Annotated in this window: 24 protein-coding genes, 1 tRNA gene and 1 pseudogene; 15 read left to right on the top strand and 11 right to left on the bottom strand. The window is 58.6% G+C overall.

Going from position 1 to position 25,385, the window contains the following annotated elements:
• Positions 1 to 44: 44 nt before the first annotated feature.
• The 8 genes from C6366_RS02590 to C6366_RS02555 all read right to left on the bottom strand — a co-directional run bounded on the left by C6366_RS02590 (position 45) and on the right by C6366_RS02555 (position 7,820).
• Positions 45 to 401, bottom strand: coding sequence for an amphi-Trp domain-containing protein (locus C6366_RS02590; RefSeq protein ID WP_158269609.1), 357 nt, complete (start codon positions 399 to 401; stop codon positions 45 to 47).
• 275 nt (positions 402 to 676) lie between these two features.
• A complete protein-coding gene (locus tag C6366_RS02585) occupies positions 677 to 1,882 on the bottom strand; it encodes a GAK system CofD-like protein (protein WP_306460415.1) in 1,206 nt (401 codons plus the stop codon).
• 20 nt (positions 1,883 to 1,902) lie between these two features.
• Positions 1,903 to 3,039, bottom strand: a complete 1,137-nt coding sequence (locus tag C6366_RS02580; RefSeq protein ID WP_107735787.1) for an HprK-related kinase B — start codon at positions 3,037 to 3,039, stop codon at positions 1,903 to 1,905.
• A complete protein-coding gene (locus C6366_RS02575) occupies positions 3,036 to 3,911 on the bottom strand; it encodes a GAK system ATP-grasp enzyme (protein ID WP_107735786.1) in 876 nt (291 codons plus the stop codon). Before C6366_RS02575 ends, C6366_RS02580 begins: the two co-directional genes overlap by 4 nt.
• A 55-nt stretch (positions 3,912 to 3,966) precedes the next feature.
• Entirely contained in the window at positions 3,967 to 5,613 is a 1,647-nt protein-coding gene (locus C6366_RS02570) for a PhoU domain-containing protein (RefSeq protein WP_107735785.1), read from the bottom strand.
• 6 nt (positions 5,614 to 5,619) lie between these two features.
• The gene (locus C6366_RS02565) at positions 5,620 to 5,901 is read right to left on the bottom strand and encodes an amphi-Trp domain-containing protein (protein ID WP_107735784.1); all 282 of its coding nucleotides are present in this window, start codon (positions 5,899 to 5,901) and stop codon (positions 5,620 to 5,622) included.
• A 57-nt stretch (positions 5,902 to 5,958) separates the two neighbouring features.
• Positions 5,959 to 7,194 carry a hypothetical protein gene (locus tag C6366_RS02560; RefSeq protein ID WP_233248365.1) on the bottom strand — a complete coding sequence of 412 codons (1,236 nt, stop codon included), beginning with the start codon at positions 7,192 to 7,194 and terminating at the stop codon, positions 5,959 to 5,961.
• Positions 7,173 to 7,820, bottom strand: a complete 648-nt coding sequence (locus C6366_RS02555) for a GAK system XXXCH domain-containing protein (protein ID WP_107735783.1) — start codon at positions 7,818 to 7,820, stop codon at positions 7,173 to 7,175. The genes C6366_RS02560 and C6366_RS02555 overlap by 22 nt, the downstream gene beginning before the upstream one ends.
• Positions 7,821 to 7,940: 120 nt before the next feature.
• On the opposite strand from C6366_RS02555, the gene C6366_RS02550 reads away from it, so the two are divergent.
• The 4 genes from C6366_RS02550 (at position 7,941) to C6366_RS02535 (ending at position 11,645) form a co-directional block, all read left to right on the top strand.
• Positions 7,941 to 8,237 (top strand): hypothetical protein, encoded by a 297-nt coding sequence (locus C6366_RS02550; protein ID WP_107735782.1) that lies wholly within the window; start codon positions 7,941 to 7,943, stop codon positions 8,235 to 8,237.
• Between the two features lie 326 nt (positions 8,238 to 8,563).
• The gene (locus tag C6366_RS02545) at positions 8,564 to 9,781 is read left to right on the top strand and encodes a glycine betaine/L-proline ABC transporter ATP-binding protein (protein ID WP_107735781.1); all 1,218 of its coding nucleotides are present in this window, start codon (positions 8,564 to 8,566) and stop codon (positions 9,779 to 9,781) included.
• Positions 9,774 to 10,601 (top strand): proline/glycine betaine ABC transporter permease, encoded by an 828-nt coding sequence (locus C6366_RS02540; protein WP_107735780.1) that lies wholly within the window; start codon positions 9,774 to 9,776, stop codon positions 10,599 to 10,601. The genes C6366_RS02545 and C6366_RS02540 overlap by 8 nt, the downstream gene beginning before the upstream one ends.
• Positions 10,602 to 10,826: 225 nt before the next feature.
• Positions 10,827 to 11,645: a glycine betaine ABC transporter substrate-binding protein gene (locus tag C6366_RS02535; RefSeq protein ID WP_233248374.1), complete on the top strand. Its 819-nt coding sequence runs from the start codon at positions 10,827 to 10,829 to the stop codon at positions 11,643 to 11,645.
• A gap of 135 nt (positions 11,646 to 11,780) precedes the next feature.
• Here the strand turns inward: C6366_RS02535 and C6366_RS02530 are convergent, their stop codons facing one another.
• On the bottom strand, positions 11,781 to 13,112 hold the full coding sequence (locus C6366_RS02530; protein ID WP_107735779.1) for an outer membrane homotrimeric porin: 1,332 nt from the start codon (positions 13,110 to 13,112) through the stop codon (positions 11,781 to 11,783).
• A 441-nt stretch (positions 13,113 to 13,553) separates the two neighbouring features.
• Between C6366_RS02530 and C6366_RS02525 the strand changes: the two genes are divergently transcribed.
• Positions 13,554 to 14,432: a DMT family transporter gene (locus C6366_RS02525; RefSeq protein WP_107735778.1), complete on the top strand. Its 879-nt coding sequence runs from the start codon at positions 13,554 to 13,556 to the stop codon at positions 14,430 to 14,432.
• A 35-nt stretch (positions 14,433 to 14,467) separates the two neighbouring features.
• Complete coding sequence (arfB, locus tag C6366_RS02520; RefSeq protein WP_107735777.1) at positions 14,468 to 14,899, top strand: alternative ribosome rescue aminoacyl-tRNA hydrolase ArfB; 432 nt, start codon at positions 14,468 to 14,470, stop codon at positions 14,897 to 14,899.
• 185 nt (positions 14,900 to 15,084) lie between these two features.
• Here the strand turns inward: arfB and C6366_RS02515 are convergent, their stop codons facing one another.
• Positions 15,085 to 15,873, bottom strand: a complete 789-nt coding sequence (locus C6366_RS02515) for a RimK family alpha-L-glutamate ligase (protein WP_158269608.1) — start codon at positions 15,871 to 15,873, stop codon at positions 15,085 to 15,087.
• Positions 15,874 to 16,284: 411 nt separating this feature from the next.
• Here C6366_RS02515 and C6366_RS02510 point away from each other — a divergent pair, with 411 nt between their 5' ends.
• The 5 genes and pseudogenes from C6366_RS02510 to C6366_RS02495 all read left to right on the top strand — a co-directional run bounded on the left by C6366_RS02510 (position 16,285) and on the right by C6366_RS02495 (position 18,703).
• Positions 16,285 to 16,572 carry an ADP-ribosylglycohydrolase family protein gene (locus C6366_RS02510; protein ID WP_107735775.1) on the top strand — a complete coding sequence of 96 codons (288 nt, stop codon included), beginning with the start codon at positions 16,285 to 16,287 and terminating at the stop codon, positions 16,570 to 16,572.
• On the top strand, positions 16,554 to 16,745 hold the full coding sequence (locus C6366_RS02505; protein ID WP_107735774.1) for a hypothetical protein: 192 nt from the start codon (positions 16,554 to 16,556) through the stop codon (positions 16,743 to 16,745). Before C6366_RS02510 ends, C6366_RS02505 begins: the two co-directional genes overlap by 19 nt.
• A 442-nt stretch (positions 16,746 to 17,187) precedes the next feature.
• Entirely contained in the window at positions 17,188 to 17,577 is a 390-nt protein-coding gene (locus C6366_RS20535; protein WP_304481803.1) for a type II secretion system protein, read from the top strand.
• A 78-nt stretch (positions 17,578 to 17,655) separates the two neighbouring features.
• A pseudogene (locus C6366_RS19175) lies at positions 17,656 to 18,024 on the top strand (hypothetical protein); the annotation flags it as partial.
• A gap of 88 nt (positions 18,025 to 18,112) precedes the next feature.
• Positions 18,113 to 18,703, top strand: coding sequence for a Uma2 family endonuclease (locus tag C6366_RS02495; RefSeq protein ID WP_107735773.1), 591 nt, complete (start codon positions 18,113 to 18,115; stop codon positions 18,701 to 18,703).
• Positions 18,704 to 19,396: 693 nt separating this feature from the next.
• On the opposite strand, the gene C6366_RS02490 is transcribed toward C6366_RS02495, so the two are convergent.
• Positions 19,397 to 19,486, bottom strand: a tRNA-Ser gene (locus C6366_RS02490).
• Between the two features lie 138 nt (positions 19,487 to 19,624).
• Here C6366_RS02490 and C6366_RS02485 point away from each other — a divergent pair.
• From C6366_RS02485 to C6366_RS02470, 4 genes are read left to right on the top strand one after another with little or no spacing between them, the layout of a single operon-like run.
• Positions 19,625 to 21,118, top strand: coding sequence for a DHA2 family efflux MFS transporter permease subunit (locus C6366_RS02485; protein WP_199221400.1), 1,494 nt, complete (start codon positions 19,625 to 19,627; stop codon positions 21,116 to 21,118).
• Complete coding sequence (locus C6366_RS02480; RefSeq protein WP_107735772.1) at positions 21,111 to 21,941, top strand: DUF362 domain-containing protein; 831 nt, start codon at positions 21,111 to 21,113, stop codon at positions 21,939 to 21,941. Before C6366_RS02485 ends, C6366_RS02480 begins: the two co-directional genes overlap by 8 nt.
• 18 nt (positions 21,942 to 21,959) lie before the next feature.
• A complete protein-coding gene (locus C6366_RS02475; protein ID WP_146164745.1) occupies positions 21,960 to 22,667 on the top strand; it encodes a hypothetical protein in 708 nt (235 codons plus the stop codon).
• A gap of 32 nt (positions 22,668 to 22,699) precedes the next feature.
• Positions 22,700 to 25,384 (top strand): exodeoxyribonuclease V subunit beta, encoded by a 2,685-nt coding sequence (locus C6366_RS02470; RefSeq protein ID WP_107735770.1) that lies wholly within the window; start codon positions 22,700 to 22,702, stop codon positions 25,382 to 25,384.
• Position 25,385 lies beyond the last annotated feature (1 nt).

The following is a 25,385-nucleotide window of genomic DNA, read 5'->3' as shown; positions in this document are numbered from 1 at the left end:
ACAATGCCGCCGGCTCACACATCGTTCGTCCAACCGGAGCTGCCCTAGCTCCGATCAATATTGTCCTCGTCCTGGGCTTGCGGCATTTCGATCACCGGACCGCTGACCGCGGGCGGCGATCCCTCGCTTTCGGCGTCCTGTTCCGGTTCGTCCGAGGAAATACTCATCTCCTGGGAAACATCCCGGTACCAGGCCAACTCCATCTCGAACTTTTCTTTCCCTTTTTTCGAGGTAGCCTTGACCTCCACGTCCACCATCTTGTCCGGGCAAAGGGTCACGAACTGCTCGCCCTGCTGGACGCAGATCTTGCCCTCCTTCAGGGAAGTCGCCAAGTCTTCCAGATAGGTCACCACTTGGTCGACGTCCATCACGCCTTTCAACTTCACTTCTTTTTTCGACATGGTCTGCTCCTTGGATTTTTTGTAACTACTCAGCATACGTTGTGTGCTCTTCCTGCGGCCATCGGGGTCGGGATCGGAATCGGAACAGGAAAAAATAGAACGCATCCCATCGTTTTCGATCCCGATTCCGATTCCGACTCCGACCCCGGCATTACTCTGTGCTGAGTAGTTACGATTTTTTTGTCAGTCACGCCCGAAGGCTGGGCGTTAACGAAATTCCGGCCCCGTGAAAAAATGTCTGATAAATACCTTTAGACGTCGCTGCGCCAAGATACTCAAACCAGGGATAAGAGAACCCGAACCACCCGGTCGCCGTCCAAGGCTGTGGTTTGAGAGCATGCTTGGTCGTCCCCGGTCAGAGAGGTTCGGAGGACATCGACCCCGAGACGTCGCAAGGCGGCCACGTCCACGGGCTGAGCGTAGCACTCGTCGCGGGAGTCCAGGAGTACGAGGTTCAGCAGTCGCTCCACGGGCGGGTCGTCCACGCACCCCCGGCGCAGATAATGCAACAATGCGGCCGTATTATCCGCCAGGGTCATCCCGAACTGTTCCGGGTCCGTCCCGGTGTTGGGCACGTAGACCTTGGGACAGTCGTTCTCCGCGATGGCCTGTCCCACGCCGTCCGGCAACAGGTTGGCGATCAGGCTGGAATAGAAGCTGCCCATGGGAAAGCAGATCAGATCGGCTTGGCGGATCAGGTTCCGGACCTTCTCGCGGATGGCCACCCGAACCGGCTCGCCCCCCGGATCTCCGGAACTGATGTAAACCCGCTTGATCCTGGAGATGATGGGCGGCGTTTCCTTGCCCGTGAGCAAATGCTGTCCGACGATGGTCTCGCCGTTTTCCAGTTCCGCGACCAGATGCAGATAGCGGTTCATGGTCGGTCGGACCACGCCTCGGACCTCCGCCAGTTTGGAAAACAGGAAGACCACGGAATCAATGCGCCGCTGGCTGGTCAGGTAGCCGGCGGTCAGGATCAGATTCCCGATGCTGGCCCCGCGCAGATCGAAGCCTTCGGGCATCTTTTCCTGGAAAATGCGCAGATAGTTGCGAACGATCTTGCGCATCGGGTCCGGGATGCGCCGTACCAGCGTATCCCGTCCGGAAACCAGCCGTTCCAGGCTGTGACGCAGTTCCTCCGGGGCGGCGCTTTTAGGCAGCCGGTGGGCGAACAGCTCCCGAACTTCCGGGTTGCCCTTCACGCTCTGGTCCGCCAGGGCCATCAACCTGCTGCGCAGATCCCCCACCGCGGGCATCCGGAAGGCTTCCCGCAGCTTGGCCGAACTGCCCCCGGAATCCAGAGGCGTGACCAGATGAATGGAATTGTGCGTGTAGCGAACCAGCTCCCGGCTCAAGGGGTTGAGAGCCGTGCCGCCGCTGAAGAACAGCACCCGCGGCCCCAGTTCCGGCGCTTTCAGATACCGGGCCAGGCGCAGTTCATCGGGAATCAGCGCGGTGCGGAAGATACGGATTTGTTGCACAGGGAACGCCCTCCCCCCCCTCATCCCTCTCCCTGCTGCCCCAGATAATGGACGCAGGCATCGGCCACATGGTCGAAATCCACTCCGCCCCGTGCCTCGAACACCGCGCATTTTTTGAAAATATCCAGGTAACTTTCTGGCTGGAAGCGGTACGCGACGTCGGGCCGGGGAAGGAAGAACAGGCCTGGGGATTTGATCACCGTGTCCAGCAGTTCCGGGCGTTGGACCAGGTCCACCAACTCCAGGGAGGTCCGGGGATACTTGGGCTTCCAGTTCAGGATCACGAGGCCGACCATCCGGGCGGAGTCGAGAAATTTTCCCTGGCCGAAGCATTCATCCAGATAGACGTCGTGCTTTTGTTCCAGGTTCCACAGCTCGTCCGGCTCCATCCGGGCGTAGACCTCCTTCCGGGAGGCGTCCAGCAGTCCGGTCAGGGAGGGATTGCCCAGGATCGTTCCCGGATTGACCCGGGGCAGCTTGGCCACGCCGTGCATGGTCGGGCCATGTGGAAGCGGCTCTGACTCGGCGTCCTGGATCAACAGTCGGTCATTGCTGACAAAGTCCAGCCCCCGGCGCATCAGGTGCAGGGCCAGAGTGGATTTGCCCATCCCGGAAAAGCCGGCCAGGGCCAGGCCGTTGCCGTTCAGGGCCACCCCGGCGGCGTGGCAGAGCAGACTGTTGCGGTCCAGCATCCACTGGATGAACCGGCTGTTGACGAAGTTGATCACCTGGTTGTCGTTGGCCAGACAAGGGCCGACGGCCAGATGCGTTTCACGGTCGAAATAAAACAGCATCCCGGTCAGCCGCTTGCGGACGAACCGCCCCTCTCCCTGATTCAGGAACAAATCCAAATACTCTTCCTTGACCTTGATCTTGCCCGGATCAGGCTGCTTGACGATCCACGGCAGATCTGGATTCCAAACATCCGTCTCCAGGGCGGTCACGGTCATGTCCGGAGCGTCGCCGCTTCCGGAACCCTTGCCTCGATCCAAAAAATCCGCGTAATAGCGCGTAAAGTTCGCGATCAGCGCGGGATTGTTCGTCCTCACGGCGATCCGGCACTCTCCGAAGCGCAACCGCAACATTTTCCAAAAATCGCCCTCGGCGACGCGTTCCAGCAGCTTGGCGCGGAGGTGGTTCGCGGACATCGCGCTCATGACCGCACCCGATTCAGGACGTGCTCCGCGAAGTGCACCGAAGCGTCCAATCCCCGAGCCTCGAGCAGGCCGCGAAAGCCGCCGAAGGCCGAGACCTCGAAGATCATCGGCCCGTCCTTGGATTCCATCACGTCCACGCAGGTAAAGTCCAGCCCGAACAGATTCTGCGCCTTCCAGGCCAAATCGATGATCTCCTTGGTCGGCTCATAGCTCGCGTACTTGCCTCCGCTGGACGTGGACGTGTTCCAGGCCCCGGAACTCTGCCGGGCATAAGTCCCGAAATACTCTCCCCCCAGGAAGACGATGCCCAGATCCTTGCCCGGCGTGTCCAGCATTTTCTGGATGTACATCACGGGATTGCCCTGTTGCTGAAAGCGGATGATCCGCTCGCGACACAAAGGATCGGCCTGGATCACCTCCATGCCCCGGGCCTTGGAGGTATACAGCGGCTTGAACACGGCCCTCCCGTACGTTTCCACGGCCTCCACCGCGGCTTCCACGTCCTCGGTGATGGTGGTCGGCGGCATGGGCATGTTTCCGGCCCGCAGGATCACGGTGCAGCTCAGACGATTGAGGGCCGAGAGGATCGCGGCCGGGTTGGAGAAGATCGGCGTCCCGTTCCGGGCCAGCAGATCCAAAAGGCTCAAGCGGTCCTGCATATCCGGCGAATAAGCCGGACCGATCTTCTTCACGGCCAGGGCGTCGAGCGTCGACAAGTCCACTCCATCAAACCACATCCGCCCTTTGTCCAGGTTCATATACACCCGGGACATGTCCACGACGCGACGAAATCCCGTCTTGGCCTCGAACGCGTCGGCCAGCTTTTCCGTGGACCAACTCCCGGGATTGCCGATGACCGCTATCCGTTGCATGCGTGTTTCCTATTGCTTTGATTGAGTTTCGGGTTCGGAACGACCGACCCGGGGATCAATAATAGCGGTACCGCAGGATGAGATCCGGAACCTTGAACGTCTCCCAGGGCCGGCCGCGATGGGCCAAAACCAGCTCGGCGAGATACATTCCCCGGACGAACATGCTCGCGGCGAACTCCTCATTCAATTCGAACCGGGTCGAGGTGATGAAGGAGCGGATCAAGCCCAGCGCGAGGCGGATTTCGAAGGTCGCATCCTGGTGCTCCCGAGCGAATTGTCGGGCAAAATGCAGAAAGTGCAGGCCGACCTGATTCAGCTTGCACCGGACGACCTTGTCGAAAATCGGAATCCGGAAGTTGGACACCAAAAACACGGACACGTCCTGCAGATAATCCCCGTCCTTGGAGCGATGGACGTCGATGTAGTGAATGCGCTGCTCTTTCTGAGTATAGATGATGTTGTTGCTGTTGTAGTCCCCATGGATGAACACCGAGAACGGAATGACCACCTCCCGTTCCACCTCGCGCAGTTGCTCCAGCAGTTCCATGGTCGAAGGAACCTTCAGGCCGCAGAACCGTACCTGGGGCGAGTTGAAATCCGGGTGCGCCGTGAAAACGTCCTCAATACGGGAAAACAACTGTTCAATGAACGTGCAGGGAGTTTTACCGGGCTGGAGCGTTTTCTGCCAGATCATGGTCGCGGTTTCCTGAACCAGAAAAAACGCGTCCTCGAAAATCTCCTTGTCGTCGTTGAAAACGATTTCCTGAAACGTGCATCCCGTCAAGAATTCCAACAAGATCGAGGCGTTGTCCCGGCCTTCCTGAAATCCAAACACCTTGGGCGTCAGACCGGGCAAGATCGCTTCCCAACGCTGAATGTTTTGCTTTTCCTGGGCGATCTTCTTGAACTTGCCTTCCTTGAAGATCACCCCGGTGGAATCGCCCTGGCCGTCGCTGGAAACCTTGCCGATCCGGCACCCGGACCGAGTGCCCCAAATGGACTCGAACTCCACTTCCCGCATCGGCAGGTCGAAGCCCAGGTTGTCCAAGGACTCCCGCAGGGCTTGAAATTGATTGATCTTCAGCTTTTCGCCGACCACGGAAAAGATCACTGCTTCGCCGATGTTCAGCAAGGAGTCCCCCATCCGTTCCAGATACCGGAAGATGAACAAGGTGGTGATCAGGTTGCGGGTTTCCTTGCCGGACTGCAACTGGGCGATGATCTTGTCGAAATTGTGCTTGTAAAGCTTGTCCAGAATGAACTCCGCCCGACAGATCCGCAAGGCCAGGGAGAGATCCCGGTGAAACAGGGAGCGGACCACGATGTCCAGGGCTCCGAGAATCTGACGAAAAAAGGGCCGGTATTCGAACTGGTCCAGAAAGCGCGAATCGGACAGATACTGGACCTGACGGGCGATATCCACGGAAAAGTCGCTGATCCGCTCCAGATTGTTGCTGATGATGTTCACGGCGCGGATGAAGTCGATGCCGGCCTTGTCCAGGTGGGACTGGCCGTGCAGCCGAGAGAAACAGGCGTTTTCGATAACGCTTTTGAAATTGTCGATATAGTCGTCCCGGGAGGACACCTTTTCGATGTGCTCGGCTTCCGGCGCGATCAGCACCTTCAGGGTTTCGTCCACCTGTTTGGCCACTTCCAGGGCCATGAACTGGATTTTCTGTTCCAGTCCCTCAAAAGCATGCATAGGGGCCTAGCCTTTTTCCTTGCCTTCGATGACCAGCGGACCGTCCACGAACATGCTGCTCTCCGAGGCCTGTTCCCAGCGAAAACGCAGGACCATCTTCACTTCGCCGTCCCTTTTCTTGGTTTCCACATCGAACTTGATCAGGCTTTGAGGTTCCAGGACCAATCGCTTGTCCTTCCAGGAAAACTGCAGTTTGCCGTTCAGGAAACCTTCGCTGAGCGCGTTGAGATACTTGCCGATGGATTCCTTGTCCTGCAAGGATTCGTGCCGAAACTTTTCATCCGCCATATCACTTCTCACTGTTTAAGGTTGCATACTTCAGCCTTCAGCCTCCTTCCCTCTTCCTCATCCATCCAATCTGGCCCGATATTCCTCAATGCTCCTCGCCCGGCTGGCATTGCCCACGATCAGGCTTTTACGGATGGACAGGTCGTCCCAGGCCGGCTGAACGCCGATGTCCCGATAGTACTTTTCGGCTTCGGCCTGGGCGGGGTCCTTGAGCTTTTCGGTCATGTGCGTGTCGTCGCCCATGAACACCAGCAAGGAGCGGTCGTCCACGCCCCGGCTCTTGTTCTGCCGGTTGATCACGTTGACTAGGAACTCGGTGTACTCCTGGGACTGTGGATTCCAGACCTCGTAGCCGTCCACGTCGTAATCCGCCAACAGAATCGGCCAGAACTGCTCCGGGTGTGGAACCACCACGCCGCCGCCCAAGGCTCTGGCTTCCTCGATGAACTCAGAGGTCCGGTAAAAATAGGTCGGGCTGAAGTTTTCCTTGACCATCCGCTTGACGGTCTTCAGGAACACCTGAGCCCGGTGGGCCAGGGATTCGGGATAAAGATCCGCCTGGGCGGTGATGAACTCCCGAATCAGCTTGTTCTTGATCATGTCCCGGGGAATGCTCTGCTCATGTTCGTCCAGGAGCATTCGCAGCTTCATGGCTTGTATCCGAGAAAATCGGACCACGTCCTCGTCCACCCCGGTTTCCTCGGCTGCCAACTGCAAATAGTCCTCGAACTTGGGGTTGGTGACCATGTCCAGAAAGGCGTACAACTGGCTGGAACGGTACCGGAAGGTGTGGTCCAGCATGGACTTGAACACGTCCGCGGATTCCAGCCTGCTGGTTCGGAAATGGAGCAGCAGTTGCACCTTGCGCTGAAAGCCATGGGAATAGCAGTCCACCTCCACGCCGGAATAATCGCCGTACTCCATGAGCACGTTGTGCTGGGTGGGAATGATCAATTCGCGGGTCTTGCAGGGAAAGGTGGCCTCGATCCGCTGCCGGATCAGATCCATGGGAACGTATTCAGGGTGCCAGTGGATGGCCAGAACTTCGTCCTGACGGGGCAGCACCTCCAGCGGGGTAACGATCCGCCGCACCTGTTCCGGGGTCAGTTCCTGGGAAGTGATCGCGCGGAAGCACTTTACGTCCGCCTCGGTCAATCGGGGCGGATACTCCAGACTCTTCACCATCACGTTGGTGTCGTCGCGCTTGACGATTTCCATCTTCCTGCTTTTCGCGGCCAACATCTCGCCCTCCCTTTGCTCGTGCTTTCCGGTCAGTCGTACTTCTTGTGGCATTGGGTCTTGAGCGTGTTCAGCACGTGCGCCGCCTGATACGCGGCCTCCAGATCCTTGCGCTGAACCACGTCGGCGAATGCGGCCACGGCATCGGTGTAGGCGGGATAGAACTCGTTGCCCTTGTCCGGATAGCGGACCATATCCCTGGAGTCGCGCAGAAATTCATCAATGTCGACTTGTGAAGGCCACATGTTTTCATGCAGAGCGTATATGATGTTCTTGAACGACTTTTTCATCCGTTTCTTCAACGAACCATAGCTGCCGCGTGGTTTGCCCAACTTTTGGGGCATGCCCGATGCTTGCGCCTCAAATTCCTCCCCAACCTTGTCCTGGCCCTGATCCCAATCACGGGGCTGGCCATCCAAAGCGTCATCACCAACACCCTCCGCGTCCTCCAGATCTTCGGGGAGATCGACGGTACGATCACCGGAAGAGACCCGAATCTTCACGTCCGCCATGCCCGCGGCATTGCGAATCGTCAGCGCGATCTTCTCCACCGAGTTCCAGTCGAGTTCCACGGTATCCAGACTCAACCGCCCCTGTTCCATGGCATCGGCCATACTCCGCAGAATTTCCCCCAACTGCTCCGGTGTGCACGTCATCTTCAATTTATCTTCACGTTCCATGGAACCTCCTGATTACCCCTCAAAATGCACCGTACGCGCCAAGAACTCATAAAAAGAAAAAGCCCGCCGCGCTCAGGACGCTGAACGCGACGGACCTTTTCGAATGGAGGTGCGAGGCAGATGCAGAGTGCCCTTGGAAGGGCTGTGTTGCATGACGATCATGTTACATTTTTTCGACAATTGAGTGGCAATCCAAAAAAGATTATTCCCTTGATGCCCCTGGCCGTCAATCCGAACTTCGCCAAGCACCAGGGGAGCCGGATGATTATTCGAGCTCTGGGCCACTTCCAGATAGATCATTCGAAAGATTCACTCTGGCTAAAAGTGAAGCCCAACATTCAAATCTCCACAACAATAGACAAATATCGCCAAAAAACTGAATTTCTCACCACTAAGTACAACCAGAGAACCGGATAGTACGCAGTAAAATACCACCTGACTAAATTATGGTTGTTGTGTCAGATGGGGAGAAAATATCACACCGCAAAACCAGACTATGGAAATTATCATCCATTCCAGAATTTGAAGAAATATCCTAAAAAAACATTCATAGGCTTTAAAGCATCCAAAATGAGTCACACTAGGCTGTGATTCCTCCAGTCTTGCACCTCTGCCCTGGACAGACATCTAATTTCCTTGATCGCAAATCAATCCGGCATTGTGTTGACATAGCCCCATGATTGAGATAATTTAATGGGATATTGCTTACAGACACTTTTCACCATCAACAGAGGAAACTCTTCATGTCAGAAACCACCCGGGAACCGAAAATTCGCGTCGAGCACCTGACGAAAATTTTCGGCTCCAACTCCAAGGAAGCCTTGAAGCTGCTTCAGTCCGGGGTCGGGAAAGACAAGATTCTGGAAAAAACCGGGTGCGGGGTGGGCGTGGCGGATGCCAGCTTTACCGTGGCCGCGGGTGAGATCGTCGTAGTCATGGGTCTTTCCGGTAGCGGCAAATCGACCCTGGTCCGGTGCATCAATCGCTTGATCGAGCCCACCGCCGGCAAGATCCTGATCGACGATCAGGACATCACCACCCTTTCCATGGACGAGTTGCGCCAGGTCCGGCTGACCAAGCTGGGCATGGTCTTCCAGAATTTTGCCCTGTTCCCCCATCGCACGGTCTGTCAGAATGCCGAGTACGGCCTGGAAATCCAAGGTATGGACCAGGCAAAACGGCGCGATAAGGCCATGATCGCCCTGGAGCAGGTTGGCCTGAAGGGCTGGGAAGACTACTACCCGGTCAATCTTTCCGGCGGCATGCAGCAACGCGTCGGACTGGCCCGGGCCCTGGCCCTGGATCCGGACATCCTGCTCATGGACGAAGCCTTCAGCGCCCTGGATCCCCTGATCCGCGGGGACATGCAGGACGAGTTGATCAATCTGCAAAGCAAGATGCAAAAGACCATCCTGTTCATCAGCCACGACCTGGACGAGGCTTTGAAGCTCGGAGACCGGATCGTGCTGATGAAGGACGGAGCCATCGTCCAGATCGGCACTGCGGAGCAGATCCTGACCAATCCGGCCAATGAGTACGTCTCCCGCTTCGTGGAAAACGTGGACATTACCAAAGTGCTCACCGCTGAGACCGTGATGATCAAGCCCAAGGCCGTGGCTTTCCTTTCGGCCCACGGTCCCAAATCCGCGCTACGCTTCATGCAGAAACAGGGGCTGTCCCAGATTTTCGTCCACGACGAGAAACACAAGGTCATCGGCTACGTCTCGGCCGACGAGGCCTCCGAAGCCTCCAAGCGCGGCGAGACCGAATTGCACCACATCATGCAAACCGACTTCGTCAGCGTGCCTCCGGAGACCCCGGCCGCGGACCTGATTCCGATCATGGCCAACCTGCCCCATCCGCTGCCGGTTGTCAGCGCTGACGGCAGACTGATGGGCGTGATCATTCGCGGGTCGTTGCTGGCGGCCTTGGCCGAACGCGGGAGGAACAACGATGCCTAAAATACCTATTGGGGCGACCATTGAGGCGATCATCGACTTTTTGGTCACCAACTTTTCCTTTCTGACCATCGCCTTCACCAGGGTCATGGAGATCGTGATCCGGGCCATTGAAAACGGGCTGCTGTTCCTGCCGCCCTGGCTGTTCATCCTGGCCGCGGCCGGACTGACTTTCTGGCTGACCAGGAAACGGGGCATCGGAATCTTTACGCTGCTGGGTCTGGCCCTGATCTGGAACATGGGCCTGTGGGTGCCCACGGTGAGCACCATCACCCTGGTGCTCATCGCCACCCTGACCGCCCTGAGCATCGGCATTCCCATCGGCATCCTGGCCGCCCTGCACGGCGGCGTGAACCGGGTCGTGCAGCCGGTCCTGGACGTGATGCAGACCATGCCGGCCTTCGTCTATCTGATCCCGGCGATCCCCTTTTTCGGCCTGGGCAAGGTGGCCGCCATCTTTGCCACGGTGATCTTCTCCATGCCCCCGGCCATCCGTCTGACCTGCCTGGGCATCAAGCAGGTGCCGCGGGAACTGGTGGAATGCGCCGACGCCTTCGGCTCCACCAAGTGGCAAAAGCTGTTCAAGCTGCAACTGCCCCTGGCCACGCCGACCATCATGGCCGGCGTTAACCAGACCGTTATGCTCGGTCTGTCCATGGTGGTCATCGCGGCCATGATCGGTGCCCGGGGCCTGGGCGGCGAGGTCTGGCGGGCCATCCAGCGCCTGCAAATGGGCAGCGGTTTCGAAGCCGGCCTGGGCATCGTGATCGTGGCCATCATCCTGGACCGCGTCCTGCAGCACTTCGGCACCAAGAAAAACTAACCCTCACCTAACTGCGTATTGAAAAAGTTTTTATCCGGCAGTTCGTTCAAAAACCCCAAGTGCAAGGAGCAAAAAAAATCAAGGTCGAAGCGTATTTATTCATACGTGAGAGTTTGTTTATTTGCAGCGACGCGGCAATTGAGTGTTTTTCAACGGACTGCGAACCTGAAACCAAGGAGGTATTACATGATGAGTGGAAAACTGTTTCGCATCCTGCTGGCACTGATGGTAATTTTGTTTGTAACCGCCGGTACGGCGTCCGCCCGGGACAAGTCCGTGCGCATCGCCTACGTGGAATGGGACTGCGCAGCGGCCAGCACCCATGTGGTCCAGGCGGCCCTGGAGGAAATGGGCTATGACGTGGAAATTCTGCCGGTGGCCGCCGCGGCCATGTGGCAGGCCGTGGGGACCGGGAACGTTGACGGAATGGTCACCGCCTGGCTGCCCGTGACCCACGCCGACTACTATGAGCGGGTCAAGGACTCCGTGGAAGACCTGGGCCCCATTGTCGGCGGCGCCAAACTGGGTTGGGCCGTGCCCTCCTACGTGACCATCAACTCCATCGCTGAAATGAACGACCACGCGGACAAGTTCAACAGACGGATCATCGGCATCGATCCTGGCGCCGGCCTGATGCGTCTCTCCGAAGACGCGGTCCGGGAGTACGGTTTAACCAACCTGGAACTGATTGAAGGCAGCGACGCCACCATGACCGGAGCCTTGAGCAACGCCGTGGACCGCGATGAATGGGTTGTCGTCACCGCTTGGTCCCCGCACTGGATGTTTGGCGTCTGGGATCTGAAGTACCTGGACGACCCCAAGGGCATCCTGGGCGGTGAAGAAAGCATCCACACCATCGTGCGTCAGGGCCTCAAGGAAGACAAACCGGAAGTTTACAACTTCCTGAAGAACTTCGGTTATGAAAGCCCCAACCAGTTGCAGATGATCATGGCCTGGAACCAGGAATCCGGCGCGGACCGCCTGGAAAACGCCAAGCGTTTTCTGCGCGAAAACCCGGAGCAGTTCGAAAGCTGGAAGAAGTAAGGCTTCCAATTAGTAACTACTCAGCACATTTTCACGACAAGCCGGAACGCAGGTGAGTAGTTACTCCAATCATATCCCAATCAAAAAGGCCGCCCATCCGGGCGGCCTTTTTGATTGCTGAAGGGCAGAGCCGACTTAGAAATCGTAAACAAAGCCCAGAGCGCCTCGATACAGCGCGTCCTTGGCCAGATCGCTTCGTCCGATATTCATGTCGTCCAGCTTCAATTTACCGTAAGCCAACTCCAGGACCAGGGCCAGATTCTCGTACATCCGCCAATTGGTGTTAAAGTCTACTTCCCAATAGCTGTCCTTGGTGGTCATCAGGTTCAAGTTATCCTTATGGTTCGTGCCTCTGGCGTACGACACCACGAATTCATGGGACAAATCCTCAATAAAGGTGATGTCCCGCAACGCGGCGCCCACGGCCCACAGACCCACTGCACCTTCATCGGCTTGATATCCCATGGGATCGATTTCAGCCAACAGACCGCGCACGAAATTGTCGTCCGCGAATTCCGTAGCACCGCCGTAACCAATGCCGGTGGCCACCGAACCGCCATCCGTACCGATCACGGGCATGCGCTTGCTTTTGCGGCCGTCCCGGAAATCGGCCCCTTCGCCGCTTTCATAGAGAAAGAACACTTCCGGGGTCATCATGTCCATGGCATATTGCACGGCCAGCGCCCCGATCCAACCGGACTGCTTGAAATCTTCCGCCCACGTCACCTGGCCGTAGTTGACATCACCAAGGATGGAGACGGGATCGAGCAAAGACACCTCGATATTGAGTCCAGCGTGCCACATGTTGGCGTTTTTCGGATTATCCAGCTCATAGAGGTTGAAATCCTTGCCCCAACGGGAATAGACGACAATGGGGTTCAGATTGATGCCATCCAGGCTGATGGGCAGTACGCCCAGGAACACGTCCACCTCGTCATCCCATTTCTTGGTGATGTCGTCCGGATTGACCCTTGCATGATCATACGCACGTGCCCACCCCAGGGTCAGGCCGACCGCTTCGTTGAACGGCAGGTGTGTCAACATGGCGGCAACATCGTCTTCCAGAATATGCGAGCCAAGAGTGCTGGGCAGGGTCACGTCCTGTCGTCCAGCCCTGAAATCCATGTTCGTGCCCGGCAGTTTGAAATCGATGTACGCGTAACGGGTCTTAATGTTCACGGCACGATCCGCCAAAGCCCCGCCATCCTCGCCGCCCCAGGTTATGTCGCCGATTTCCAACTGCAGCACTCCCTTCAGATTCTCACTGGCGATGAAATCGAAATTGGTTCGCATCCTCTGCATGGCGGCAAAAGTGTCCCACTTTTCATCCTTGTCGAACGTCGGATTCTTAATGGCGTTGAAGTGCACTCGCCACGAGCCCTTGGCCTTGAGTTCCACGGCCTGGGCCGCTCCAGAGAAGCCAAAAACAAATACGGTCAGCAGGGCCAAAACCAGAAACCTTCTCATTACCGTCTCTCCTTTTGCTGAGTGTTATCATCCAGACCCCAGCCGCACCTACAGCGCCGAAACCAGGACTGAAATGGCAAATCGTACGCCAGCCGAACATGGAAAACACAACCGGACAGCCGTACCTGAAAAATGGAGCGCCTTGCCCACGGTCATGGATCGAAAGATGTCCGTAAAAATGCATGGCGGCTCAACTAGCTCAACAGAAAGACCACTGTCAATATAAACGATTTCCGCAATCATTTTCGAATCACGGCAAGACCATCGCATGAAAACCGCGTGATAATCACTGCCTGAAACGGCAGTTCGAAACCGGCCCGGGATAGAGTCGTCCATTGTGCATCCCGCGGAATCCCGTTAGAAAACACCTCGTTCGATGCAGTATCCTCTGGCTCGACACTATTCCCCGCATCACCCGTTTCTTCGCCATCAACGCACACCATGAACACCCAACGCACGGCATACGCCTACGGCTTGGCCACGGTCCTGCTCTGGTCCACCGTGGCTTCGGCCTTCAAAATTTCCCTGCGCCACGTGGATCCGATCCAATTGCTGTGCATCTCCACCTTGGTTTCCGCGCTGACACTGCTGGCGGTTCTGATCGCCCAAGGCAGGCTGCGCTCCCTGCGCGGCCTGTCCGGCACGGACCTGGGCCGCTCGGCCCTATTGGGGCTGCTCAACCCGTTTCTCTACTACCTGGTTCTGTTCAAGGCTTACGACCTTCTCCCAGCCCAGGAGGCCCAGCCCCTGAACTACACCTGGGCCATCACCCTGGCCCTGCTCTCCATCCCCCTGCTGGGCCAGCGGATCACGGGCCGCGACTTTTTGGCCATGGGCGTGAGCTACCTGGGGGTGCTGACCATCTGCACACGGGGCGACCTGTTCGGCCTGTCCTTCGCCGACCCGCTGGGCGCGGGACTGGCCCTGGGAAGCACCGTGATCTGGGCCCTGTACTGGATCTTCAACACCCGGGACGCCATGGACCCGGTGCTCAGGCTGTTCCTGAACTTCGCCTTTGGGTTCGCCTACATCCTCCCGGTGACGTTCCTGTTCTCCGACCCTCTAGCCGTCAACCTCCCCGGCCTGCTCGGCGCGGCCTACGTGGGCGTGTTCGAAATGGGCATCACCTTCATCTTCTGGCTCAAAGCCCTGAAACTCTCCCGGACCACGGCCCAGGTGGGCAATCTGATCTACTTCTCGCCATTCCTCTCGCTGATCTTCATCCGTGTTTTCGTGGGAGAAGAAATTTTGCCCTCGACTATAGTCGGATTATTCCTGATCATCCTGGGCAATGTCGTTCAAAAAAGGTCCAGTGATTGATATAATTCGCCATCCCCCCGTCGTCCCACACCACCATGCCCCTCTTCCCAATATCCCCTGACCAGCTCGAACGCTCTCCCGACGTGGAGTTGGAGTTTCTGCGCAGTTCCGGACCGGGCGGGCAGAATGTGAACAAGGTTTCCACGGCGGTGCGCCTGCGCTTCACCGTTCACTCCACCCCGCTGCTGCCCGAGGATGTTCGCCGACGACTGATCCTTCGAGCCGGCAGACGGATGACCGACGAGGGAGAGTTGATCATCGAGGCTCGCCGACACCGGACGCAAGAACGCAACCGTTCCGATGCCTTGTTTCGGCTGGCGGAACTGATCGCCGAATCCTGGCGCCCACCCCGACCGCGCCGCCCCACCAAGCCGACCCTGGCGGCGCGACAACGCAGGTTGGACCGGAAGAAACGGCGCGGGACCGTCAAACAAACCCGTAAAACCGTGCACGAGGAGAAAGGATGACGTTTTTTCTGATCGCGGGCTTAGTCTATCTGGGATGTTTTTTGCCCACAGCAAAAGGTCGAAATTCTCGGTTTCCAGCCCCAGGCTCATGTTCATCAAGTGCTAGGCGCTTTGCCTGAGGGTGTTCGCGTCATTCCAGTTTCACGGGCAAGCCCGTGGCCGGCTAAGAACCGCCCCTGCTCCGCTCATAGAACGTCGCTCTCCACCAGGTCGCGGAGAATGATCCGAAAATCCAGGCCCGCCGCCTTGAATCCGTCCATGCCGAAGGCCATATTGGCTTCGAAGATGTAGAATCGGTTCTGATATTCACAGATGTCGAAGCCGACCTGGTCAAAGCGACATTGCCGCGCGGCATGCATGGCCAGTTCCAGAGCCTCTTTCGGCAAAGGAGCCAGCATGATGCTCCCGCCTTGAGTAACATTGGTCCGAAAATCGTCACCCCTGGCTTTCCTCCAGTAGGCATGCACGACCTTGCGGCCCAGAATAACCACGCGCATGTCTCGATAAATGGGAAGATATTCCTGGATATAGGCAGGTTGGGCCTGACGCAGATAGTCGTGCAGTTGGGCCTGGTTGTGAACCAGAAAGACACCTCGCCCTTTGGAGGATTTGCGGGGGATTTTGGACACGAAGGGAAAAGCAAAGTCGTCCAGGATGTTCTCTTTTTGGCGCTGACCATAATATATTTTGGTGTAGGGCATGGGCAACCCCAGAAGTTGAAAAAGACGGGTTTGCAGAATCTTATCGCCAGCGTAGCGGATTGTCTGGACACTTGGAAAAATGTCCTTGCCCAAAGCGGTCAGAGCTTCGGCCAGGAGTATCGTGGGGTAGTAAATTTTAGACGCAGTGCGAATCATCTCCAGTTCAGCCGGTGAATAGTCCAGGAGGTTGCGCCGGACGCCCAGGGAGTACACGGACGGGCAATGACGAAGCTGGCGGCCAATGGCCAGTTTTGTGGCGCGAGATGTCGACATAGGGAAGCGTTCCGTCAGTGAAGAGGTACGGCCTTTGGTTCGGCGCCCAGGCATTTCGCGTGGATATTCTCCGACATTAATCTATAGGCCGAGACGGGCTCGTCAAAAAGCATCAGCTTGGGCTTTACCGGCCAAGGCGCGGAGGGAGTGAATAATGCTCAGCAATAGTCATTCCTACTCCTAATCAGGGCTAATGAGTTCGGGGGTTGCAGGTCATTAACGCTACAACTGTTCAATGTCGCCAAGGAAAAAACATACCAAAGTGCGATAGCTGCTATAAATGTATCGCAAAATTCGACAAGATTGTTATCTTTTTTCAGTTCTTTATATATTTTGGCGGCAACTGTACAGGACCAGCAAGCATCCCTCGCGGGACAGATTCGCGGGCTTCATCCAGCCCTGGTGACGACGATGCCCACAATCCGAAAATTTTCCGCTGACGACTGGCCAGCCTTGCAGACCATGGCCCGGCGCTCGTTTACCGCGCCCCAAGTCAGCCCGGTGGAATACGCTTACGCCGACCTGGAAACGGTCTTGGAAAAGGCCCGGGAGTTCACCGAGGTCACCCACAACCACCCCGAGGGCATCAAGGGCGGGCAGGCGACAGCCGTTGCCATCTTCCTGGCCAGGACATGGAAATCGAAGGACAATATCAAATCGAAATGCCCGGAGTGGAGATCGTGCCTGAAGTCAACCTGAAATCGGCATTGTCTTATTGGCCCGATCCCATCCGTGATTTCGGGGGTGCCCTGGTCGCCGCTCTTGCAATGAAAGAAAAAAGCGCGCTCATTGTCACCTTTGATCGACGATTCTCCGTCGGCCTGAAGAAGCTGGGCAATAGACGGCTCAATGGGCATACAATGATGCAATAGCTGAAGCGCACGTGATGCCGGAATTGCGGGGGCCCGCTGGGCGACAAGGGAACCACAGGTGGGGGGGCGGCACGCAAACCCGAAGCTCAAATCATCGCCCTCAGGCGCAAAAATTCACTCGGCGACCTCCGCGCCCTGAGCCAAGCGAGCGCCCCCTCTCATCGCCCTCACCATCCCTTTACCTTCACAATTTGTCGCCTTTTTACTTCAAGCCCTCCAAAATTTGTTGTCATCCCGCCCTGCCTTCTTATTCACTTTTCGCCTTCATCTTCGCCGCCTCCCCCATGCACCGACAAAAAAACCGCCCAAAACAAACACACCCCGGCACCCCTCCCCCCTCCCCAGACAAAACAGCAAGCCGTGGCACAGCCTTTGCTTTGCTAGGTTCAATCTACCATCAACCTTTCACCTTCACATTTATCTTTCCCCTAAGGAGGAAAACATGAAACAGAAAGATCCGAAAAAGGCCCAAGGCGGTTTCACCCTCATCGAAATCATCGCGGTCCTGGTCATCCTGGGCATCCTGGCGGCCGTGGCCGTGCCGCGTTTTTTTGGCTTGCAGCGGGAAGCGGCAGACAAAGTTGCCGAGGCAGGCCTTGCATCAGGGTTTACAGCATTAACAACTGGTTGGGCTGCCGATGCTCTGGGGGCTGCCGGTGCACCTGCTGGTCCGGCTGCAGCATGCGCTGCAATAGCAATTGAAGGATCCACCATAACTTCAATTGCATGCGCTGGTGCGACATGGCCAGATCCTGGTGATACATCAGTAGTAACAGTGACATACACTGGCGGATCAGCTCCAACACTTACTGGAACCTGGACAGCCCCATAGCAAAGAAACCCTTTCAATTATAAAGCATATAATCCCAAAGGAACGACCAAAAGCTATAATTATTATAGCTTTTGGTCGTTCTTCATGTTTGAGTGGAACGAACTTGATCCTAAGGAGATTATTCGAAAATATCGCCAGTTCATTTACGAAACCGGGGCAATGGATACCGGAAAGGGCAAACAGCTCAACCCCGAACTGGTCAAACGCGTGCGCAAAAAAACTACCGCCTCTCCCGCGCCGACGTCTTCCGCCACCGCTGCCGGCATTTCAAGGACTCCGGGATCATCGGCTCAAAAGAGTTCGTGGCCGAGGTTTTCGATGGAGTGAAACATCTGCTGGATTCAAAGGATACAAGGAGGTTTACCCCTAGTTTGCGGGGTAGACGGGGTGTATTCCATGAAGCGGTTGGGGGGTGCTACAGTTGGCATAGCCATGGCCATCTCTTGACCAAGCAGAACCCGACGCTTACGGTTGCAAATCATGACGTCGGCATTCCAGAGCTTTGATAGCGACACCCTTCCTTGGAGGCGACGAGATGGCACTACCTGAACTCGGGGACGACGGATTCACATATCAGGATTATCTGTCCTGGCCGGACCAGGAACGCTGGGAGATCATTCACGGCGAAGCCTTCAGCATGACGCCCGCACCGTCCACCCGGCATCAAACCCTGGTCGGCAATTTGTTTTATGAGACCAGAAAATCTTTTCTTGCGACCAAATCTACTTGCACGGTCTTCACCGCCCTCACCGACGTCGTCCTGGACGACCGCACCGTGATTCAGCCGGACCTCTTCATAGTCTGCGACAAAACCAGGATCACGCCTCAAAGCATCCAAGGCCCACCGGACCTGATCATCGAGATCGTCTCCAAATCCTCAGCCTTCAAGGACACGGCGATCAAAAAACAGCTTTACGAGGATTTCGGCGTATCCGAATACCTCCTGTTTTTTCCGGACCTGGATCTGGCGGAACGCTATGTCCTGGACAAAGGGCGCTACCAGATGCCGGAGCGCTTCAACTGGGACGACACCCTCGAATTACGCACGTTCCCCATCACCTTCAATTTATGGGAAATCTTCGAACGGGAACGACTCGAAACCCAGCCGCAACCCGTACGGGAGTGAACGGCAAGAACGGTCATGCCCGAAGCATCTCCGTCGCCGCAACTGGACGAAGAGTCGTCATCACATCCCAGCATTCCAGCCTCAGTGAAACCCTGCTTCGCAGGTACGATGCGCGTATCTGCCCAGCTTTGCATCATTCAACACGTTCAGGCAGATGCTTGGCCTTGTTGCAAGCCTTGGCCTGTTCCAGGCGTTCTTTCTCAGCCCGATCTTCATTGGGATCAGCTCCCTTCTCAATCAGCTCGCGAACTCCAAACGCTTTCTCTCTGGCTGATTTTTAACGACATGGCCGGATAGCTGCCAACGGAGGTTTTCTGCCTTACCCCCTGGTGGGTATATTTCACCCTCAATTTTTTATCCCCGCTTGGCGTCACCTCGACTAAAGCCCATTAATCCCAGCAGCTACAAAGTAGGACCAAGACCCCTTGGGTTTCAAAGCCTGAATAGATTTGTCAGACAGCGCCACTTCTTCCTCCATGCCTCGACGTGATACCTCGGATTCGCCAGGTACCACTACAAAAGCCAGAACTGCTATCCTTGAGATTTTCCACTGGCACCTTGAGTACCAGTCAAGGTCCCTTTTGAGTCTTGCTACAGGTTTGTCCAGTCCTGTCCGAATCTGTCCGATAAAACAAAAAAGCCCTGATTTCTCGGGGCTTATTGTATTTTACCGGACAGCGCCGGATCATGTGCTGGCGGAGGGAGAGGGATTTGAACCCCCGGACGAGTTTCCCCGTCAGCGGTTTTCAAGACCGCCGCCTTCAACCACTCGGCCATCCCTCCGTAAGGGTTTTTCGATGTAAACCGAGTCATGGATTCTGTCCAGTATCAAGACAGCTACGAAGACAGCTTCGGGCATGCACGACAAGTGGATAGCCCCACTGGAGGTTGCGCGGCATCTCTGGTAGAGACGCTCTCTTTATGTCCAACCCTCCAAAAAACACCCAGGGCCAAGCCGCTCCCTTTGTCCCTTCATTCCATGAGCCTCCGAAGTATACGTTTTTGAGCATGATCGGGGTGAACATGATGGTATTCATGGCCACCTTGGACATGAGCATCGTCAACGTGGCCCTGCCAAGCCTCGCCAAGCAGTTGGACACGGACTTCGCCACGGTGCAATGGGTCATCCTCAGCTACGTGCTGGTGGTGGCCTCCCTGCTGCTGCTGGTCTCGCGCCTGGGCGACATGCGCGGAAAAAAGAAAATCTTCAGCCTGGGGCTGGGGCTGTTCACCCTGGCATCCCTGCTTTGCGGGCTCGCGCCCAGCGTGGGCTGGCTGATCTTTTTTCGGGCCTTGCAGGGCGTGGGCGCGGCCATGAGTCAGGCCCTGGGCATCGCCATCGTCACGGAACTCGCCCCGCCCGCCCGGCGGGGCCGGGCCATCGGTCTGATCGGGGCCACCGTGGCCATGGGGCTGGCCCTGGGACCCTCCCTGGGCGGGCTGATCATCGAATTCATCGGCTGGCGCTGGATTTTTCTGATCAATGTCCCCCTAGGCATTCTGGCCCAGTGGATCATTGCCAAGTACATGCCCGCCCTGCCTCCCAGGCAAGGCGGACAACGCTTCGACATCCCCGGCGCGATTCTCGCGGCCTTCTCCCTTGCCGCCTACTCCATGGGCATGACCCTGGGCCAGAAAACCGGCTTCTCCGCCCCGATGAGCGTGACGCTACTCGCCGTGGCGTCCATTGGGCTGATCGCCTTCATCCTGGTGGAACGCCGCGTCCAGCAGCCCATGATCGACATGAAGCTGTTTCGCAACCCGTTGTTCAGCATAAACCTGGTCATGTCCCTCCTGGTCTTCATTTCCCTGTCCGCCGGATTCATCATGCCGTTTTTCCTGCAGTACGCCCAAGGCCATCCGCCCAGCGAAGTGGGCTTGCTGATGATGGCCATTCCCTTGAGCATGGGCCTGGTGGCCCCTTTCGCCGGTGCTCTGTCGGACCGCTTCGGCCCACGGGGTCTCAGCCTCCTGGGCCTGCTGATCCTGATCAGCGGCTGCCTGGCCGTGAGCACCCTCAGCCTGGATACGCCGTGGTGGGGCTTCGTGCTGCGGGTGCTGCCCGTGGGCCTGGGGGTCGGGCTGTTCCAGGCCCCGAACAACAGTGCGATCATGGGCGCGGTGCCCCTGGAGCGGTTGGGCGTGGCCTCCGGGCTGCTGAACTATTCACGGGTCTTTGGTCAGACCACCGGCCTGCCGTTGATCGGCTCCATCTTTACCCTCTCCGTGGTCTCCGCTACCCTGGAACCCGTGCGCACGGACTTCGCCGCGGTCCCGCCCGAAGCCTTGTCCGCGGGCATCGCCGGGGCCTACCAATTCCTGGCCCTGCTGCTCCTGGTGGCCTTGGGCCTGGGCGTCGCGGCCTGGATCATCGACCACCGTCGAACCCGAGACAAAACGTCGCGCTATGCCTGAACCTCGCCACCTCCCCTGCCTCGTTCACGAATTCCAGGACTACCCGACCACCCTGGCTGCTCTGCTGGACGACCTGGGTGCGCCCGGTGTGCTCAAGCGGCGCAGGCGGGTGATCATCAAGCCCAATCTGGTCAACACCTCGCCCTTTCCCGTGACCACCCACCCTGAGATGGTCCGGACCTTGGTGGAATATGCCCGCCGACACTCCAAGGCCCGGATCATCCTGGCCGAAGGCTGCGGGGACGCCTGCCTGGATACCGGCCAAATCTTCGCGGACCTGGGCTATGCCGCCTTGGCCGAGGAACTGGACCTGGAGTTGGTGGACCTGAACCAGGCCCCCCTGACTCGCATGACCCGCCGCAAGGATCCGACGTACCGTTTTTTTCCGGAAATCTTTCTGCCCAAAGCTGCCATGAGCGGCCTGTTGATCTCCGTGGCCGTGCTCAAGCGGCACAGCCTGGCCCAGGTCACTCTGACCATGAAAAACATGCTCGGCTTGCTTCCACCCAGCCACTACCAGCGCGGCGGCTCCTGGAAAAAATCGGCCCTGCACGCGGACATGCAGCGCTCCATTTACGAGTTGAACCGCTACCGCGCCCCGGACCTGGCGATCATCGACGCCAGCGTCGGCCTGGCCGAATATCACCTGGGCGGAGCCACCTGCTCCCCGCCCGTGAACAAGCTCGTGGCCGGGTTCGACCCCGTGGCCGTGGACGCGGCAGGGGCCGCTCTGCTGGGCCTGGACTGGCGATCCATCGGACACATCCGGATGGCCCACGGTCGGCTTGGCTTGGCCGAAGCTCCGGTTTCGTCTTCACCATAACCGCGCCGAGAAAGAAACGTGCCCCGCCATAGCCTACTCTTCGCCGCTCAGAGCCTTTTCCTGGTGGTTTTTCTCCTTGCACCGCTGTTCTCCCCCCTTTTTTCCCACGCAAGCATTGATAATCCAAGTTTGTTTGCGGACGAACACGGCATCGAAGCCGAACCCACGCCACCCTCCCCTGCCTGGTTTTCCTTCCCCGCCACGCCGGACTTCACGCAGCGCGTCAGCCTGTATGCCGGGAAATACACCACGCAAAGCATGGGGGACACGGCCACCTTTTGGTCCGTGGACTTCGAGGAAAACCATCTCGTGGCCCTGGCCTACGCCCGGGACATGCTCGATCTGGCCTACGATCTGCGCCTGGGTCCGGAGATCGGGGTCGCCGCGCGGTTCGGTTGCCGCTGGTCCGCGGAAATCTGGGCCGGGGCGGCTCTGCGGCACCGGGGCGTCGTGCTGTTCAATCGCCTGCGCCTCGAACCGGCCTTCACCCTCGGCCTGAGCTGGATCCACAACTCCATCGGCATTGAGCGGAACCGGGAAGAAACCCAGGACGGTGACGCGACCTGGCTGGTCTACCTCGGCCCGGAACTGGCCTTCTCTCTTCCCCAGTACCCCCAGTGGGCGATCTTCTACCGGCTGCACCACCGCTCCGGGGCCTTCCGCACCTTCGGCAACCTCAAGGGCGGCCACAACGCCAACACCATCGGCCTGCGCTACAACTTCTGACCCATCACCGTTGCTCATCTGAAATCCCAGCCATGACCACCGACTCCGACATCCCCCTTCCCGAGACATTTCCTCACGTCCTGGTGGTCCAGGCCTCAGCCGGGGCCGGGAAGACCTACAGCCTGGGGCTGCGGTTTCTGCAGCTCCTGGCCAGGGTCGGCAAACCGTCCGTCGCCGGGCTGGGGCACATCCTGGCCCTGACCTTCACCGTGGCCGCGGCCCAGGAGATGAAGTCCCGGATCGTGGCCTTTCTCAAGGAAATCGCCCTGCAAACCCCATCCGGCCAACTGCTGCGCGCCCAAAGCGGGCTGGACCCGGAAGCCGCCGGGGCCTGGCTGGAGCGGATCCTGGATCAATACCAGCGCTTTCAGGTCAAGACCATCGACAGCCTGAACTTTCAACTGGTCCAGACCCTGGCCCGACGCATGGATCTCTGGCCGGAGTTGGAAGCCGGATTCAATTCCGAAGCCTGGGCCAAGGTGGTCCTGGAAGGCCTGCTGGCCCGCACGGGTTGGGATCAGGCTCTGGTCCTGGCCCCGGTCCAGGCCCCGATCCAGCCATCAGACTCCACCGAAAACCCGGGCGAACCGGTTGACCACGACCCAGAAGCCGCCCAGTCCCTCTCCGCGCTCTGGGAAGGCATCTTCCAGGTCTACCTGCACCAGGAAGCGCGCACCGGGCTGCGCTTCCTGCCCTGGCTGGAAGAGCAGGTCACCGGAGTGGTCCGCGACCTGAACCAGATCTTCGAGCCCCTGGCCGTCACCTCCCTGGACGACCTGCGCCAGGCCGGGGCCACGTTCCAGAACGCCTGCCGGGATCTAACCGCCACCCTGGATCAGTTTGGCCTGTCCGATCACGTCTCCCGATTCAAGCCCCCGAAACTCGGGGAACTCCTGGACGACCCCCTCGGCAAGCTGGAAAGCGCCTTTTTCGACAAAACCACGCCCGAAGACCTTTTCAACAAGCCCGCCCTGACCAACCCGGACCTGCCCCAGGCCTGGGACGCCTACCAGGCGGTGCGCCGGGCCAGGAACGCCTTTCTTTTGACCCGGGCCAGACTGTCCGTGGCCCCTCTGGCCAAATTGCATCACGTGGTGAACCTGGAACTGGACCGGCTGGGCCGCACCCAGGGGCTGTTGCCGGGCGGCTGGTGGACCCGACTGATCCGCCTCCACCTCGCCCAGGGCGACCTGCTCCAGGAAGCGGCCCTGATCCTCGGCCTGCGCTGGAACCATCTGCTCATCGACGAATTCCAGGACACCAGCCGGGAGCAATGGGACGTGCTCCGGGAACTGGCCCTGGAGGCCCTGGCCGAAGGCGGAAGCCTGTTCTGCGTCGGCGACGTGAAGCAGGCCATCTACCGCTGGCGCGGCGGGGATTGGCGGCTGTTCTTCGAACCGCTTGACCCGGCGGTGCTGCCCAACGTGGCCCAAGAAAACCGGCAACGCGCGGTTCTGCCCTTCAACCGCCGATCCTGCCCGGAGGTGGTGGACTGGATCAATGCCCGATTCGCGCCCCTGGAACAGCCGGAGCCCAGCGCGAATCTGGCCCGGGCCATGATCACGGCCAAGGACAAGGACGAGTCTCGGGCCCTGCTGGCCGCCACCGCGGCGGCCCTTTACGCCGAAGCGGCCCAGACCCCCTGGAAGGACTGCGTCGGCGCGGTCCGGATCACCGACATCCCGTTGGACGACCTGGAAAGCGGAACCGAGGCCTACATGGCTCTGGCCCTGGAAACCCTGGTCGCCCAGATCCTGGCGCTGCGCGGGGATGCAACGGATCTGGGCGACATCGCGGTTCTCGTGCGGACCAACAAGGAAGCCAGGTCATGCGCCGCCAGCCTGCTGACCGCGGACATCCCGACCATCACCGAACAAAGCCTGGTCATCTCCGCGCATCCCGCGGTCCGCGGCCTGCTGGCCCTGCTGACCTGGTTGGACCACCCCGGCGACGACGCCGCGCTGTACGCCCTGTGTCGCAACCCCCTGCTTTTCCGCGAAGGAATCCATGGCCTCCCGCCGGGCATGGACGCGCTGCTCCGGACAATCGACGACCAGGACCAGGACGTCGCGACCGCCCGCTCCCTCTCCCTGCGACTCCAAAAAGAGCATCCGGGATTCTGGGCCGAACACCTTCAGCCCTTCTGGGAACGGACCGGACTTTCCGGGGCCTATGAACTGCTGCTGGCCGCGGTGGTCCATTTCCGGCTTCGCGAGCTGCCTCTGGGCCAGTGGGCCTGGGTGGAAAAACTCCTGGAAACGGCTTTCCAGGCCGAGAACCAGGGCCAGGCCACCCTGTCCGCCTTTCTGGCCTTCTGGGAGGAAAACGCCGGATCCTGCGTGGTCGGACTGCCCGAGGGGCTGGCCGCGGTTCGGGTGATGACCGTGCATAAGGCCAAGGGCCTGGAATTTCCCCATGTCTTTCTGCCCCTGCTGGGCTATGGCGAGAAAAACCGTCCGGCTCATCTGCTCCTGCCCACCGAGGATGGCCGACCGGGGCTGGTCTCCACGACCAAGCCCCGGGCCGACGAGGTGGCCCTGATCATGGACCAGGAGCAGGTCCACTCCATGGCCGAGGAACTGAACCTGCTCTACGTGGCCCTGACCAGGGCCCGGGAAAGCCTTCGCCTGTTCCTGCCCGAGGGCAAGACTTCCAAGGGCTCCCGGGCAGCGGACTGGCTGCGGGCCTTGATGGCCGACAACCCAACAACACCCTAAC

This window comes from Desulfonatronum sp. SC1, from assembly GCF_003046795.1.
Taxonomy (GTDB): Bacteria; Desulfobacterota; Desulfovibrionia; order Desulfovibrionales; family Desulfonatronaceae; genus Desulfonatronum.
The sequence above is the reverse complement of the archived record's forward strand: the minus strand, read 5'-3'. Positions and strand labels throughout refer to the sequence as shown.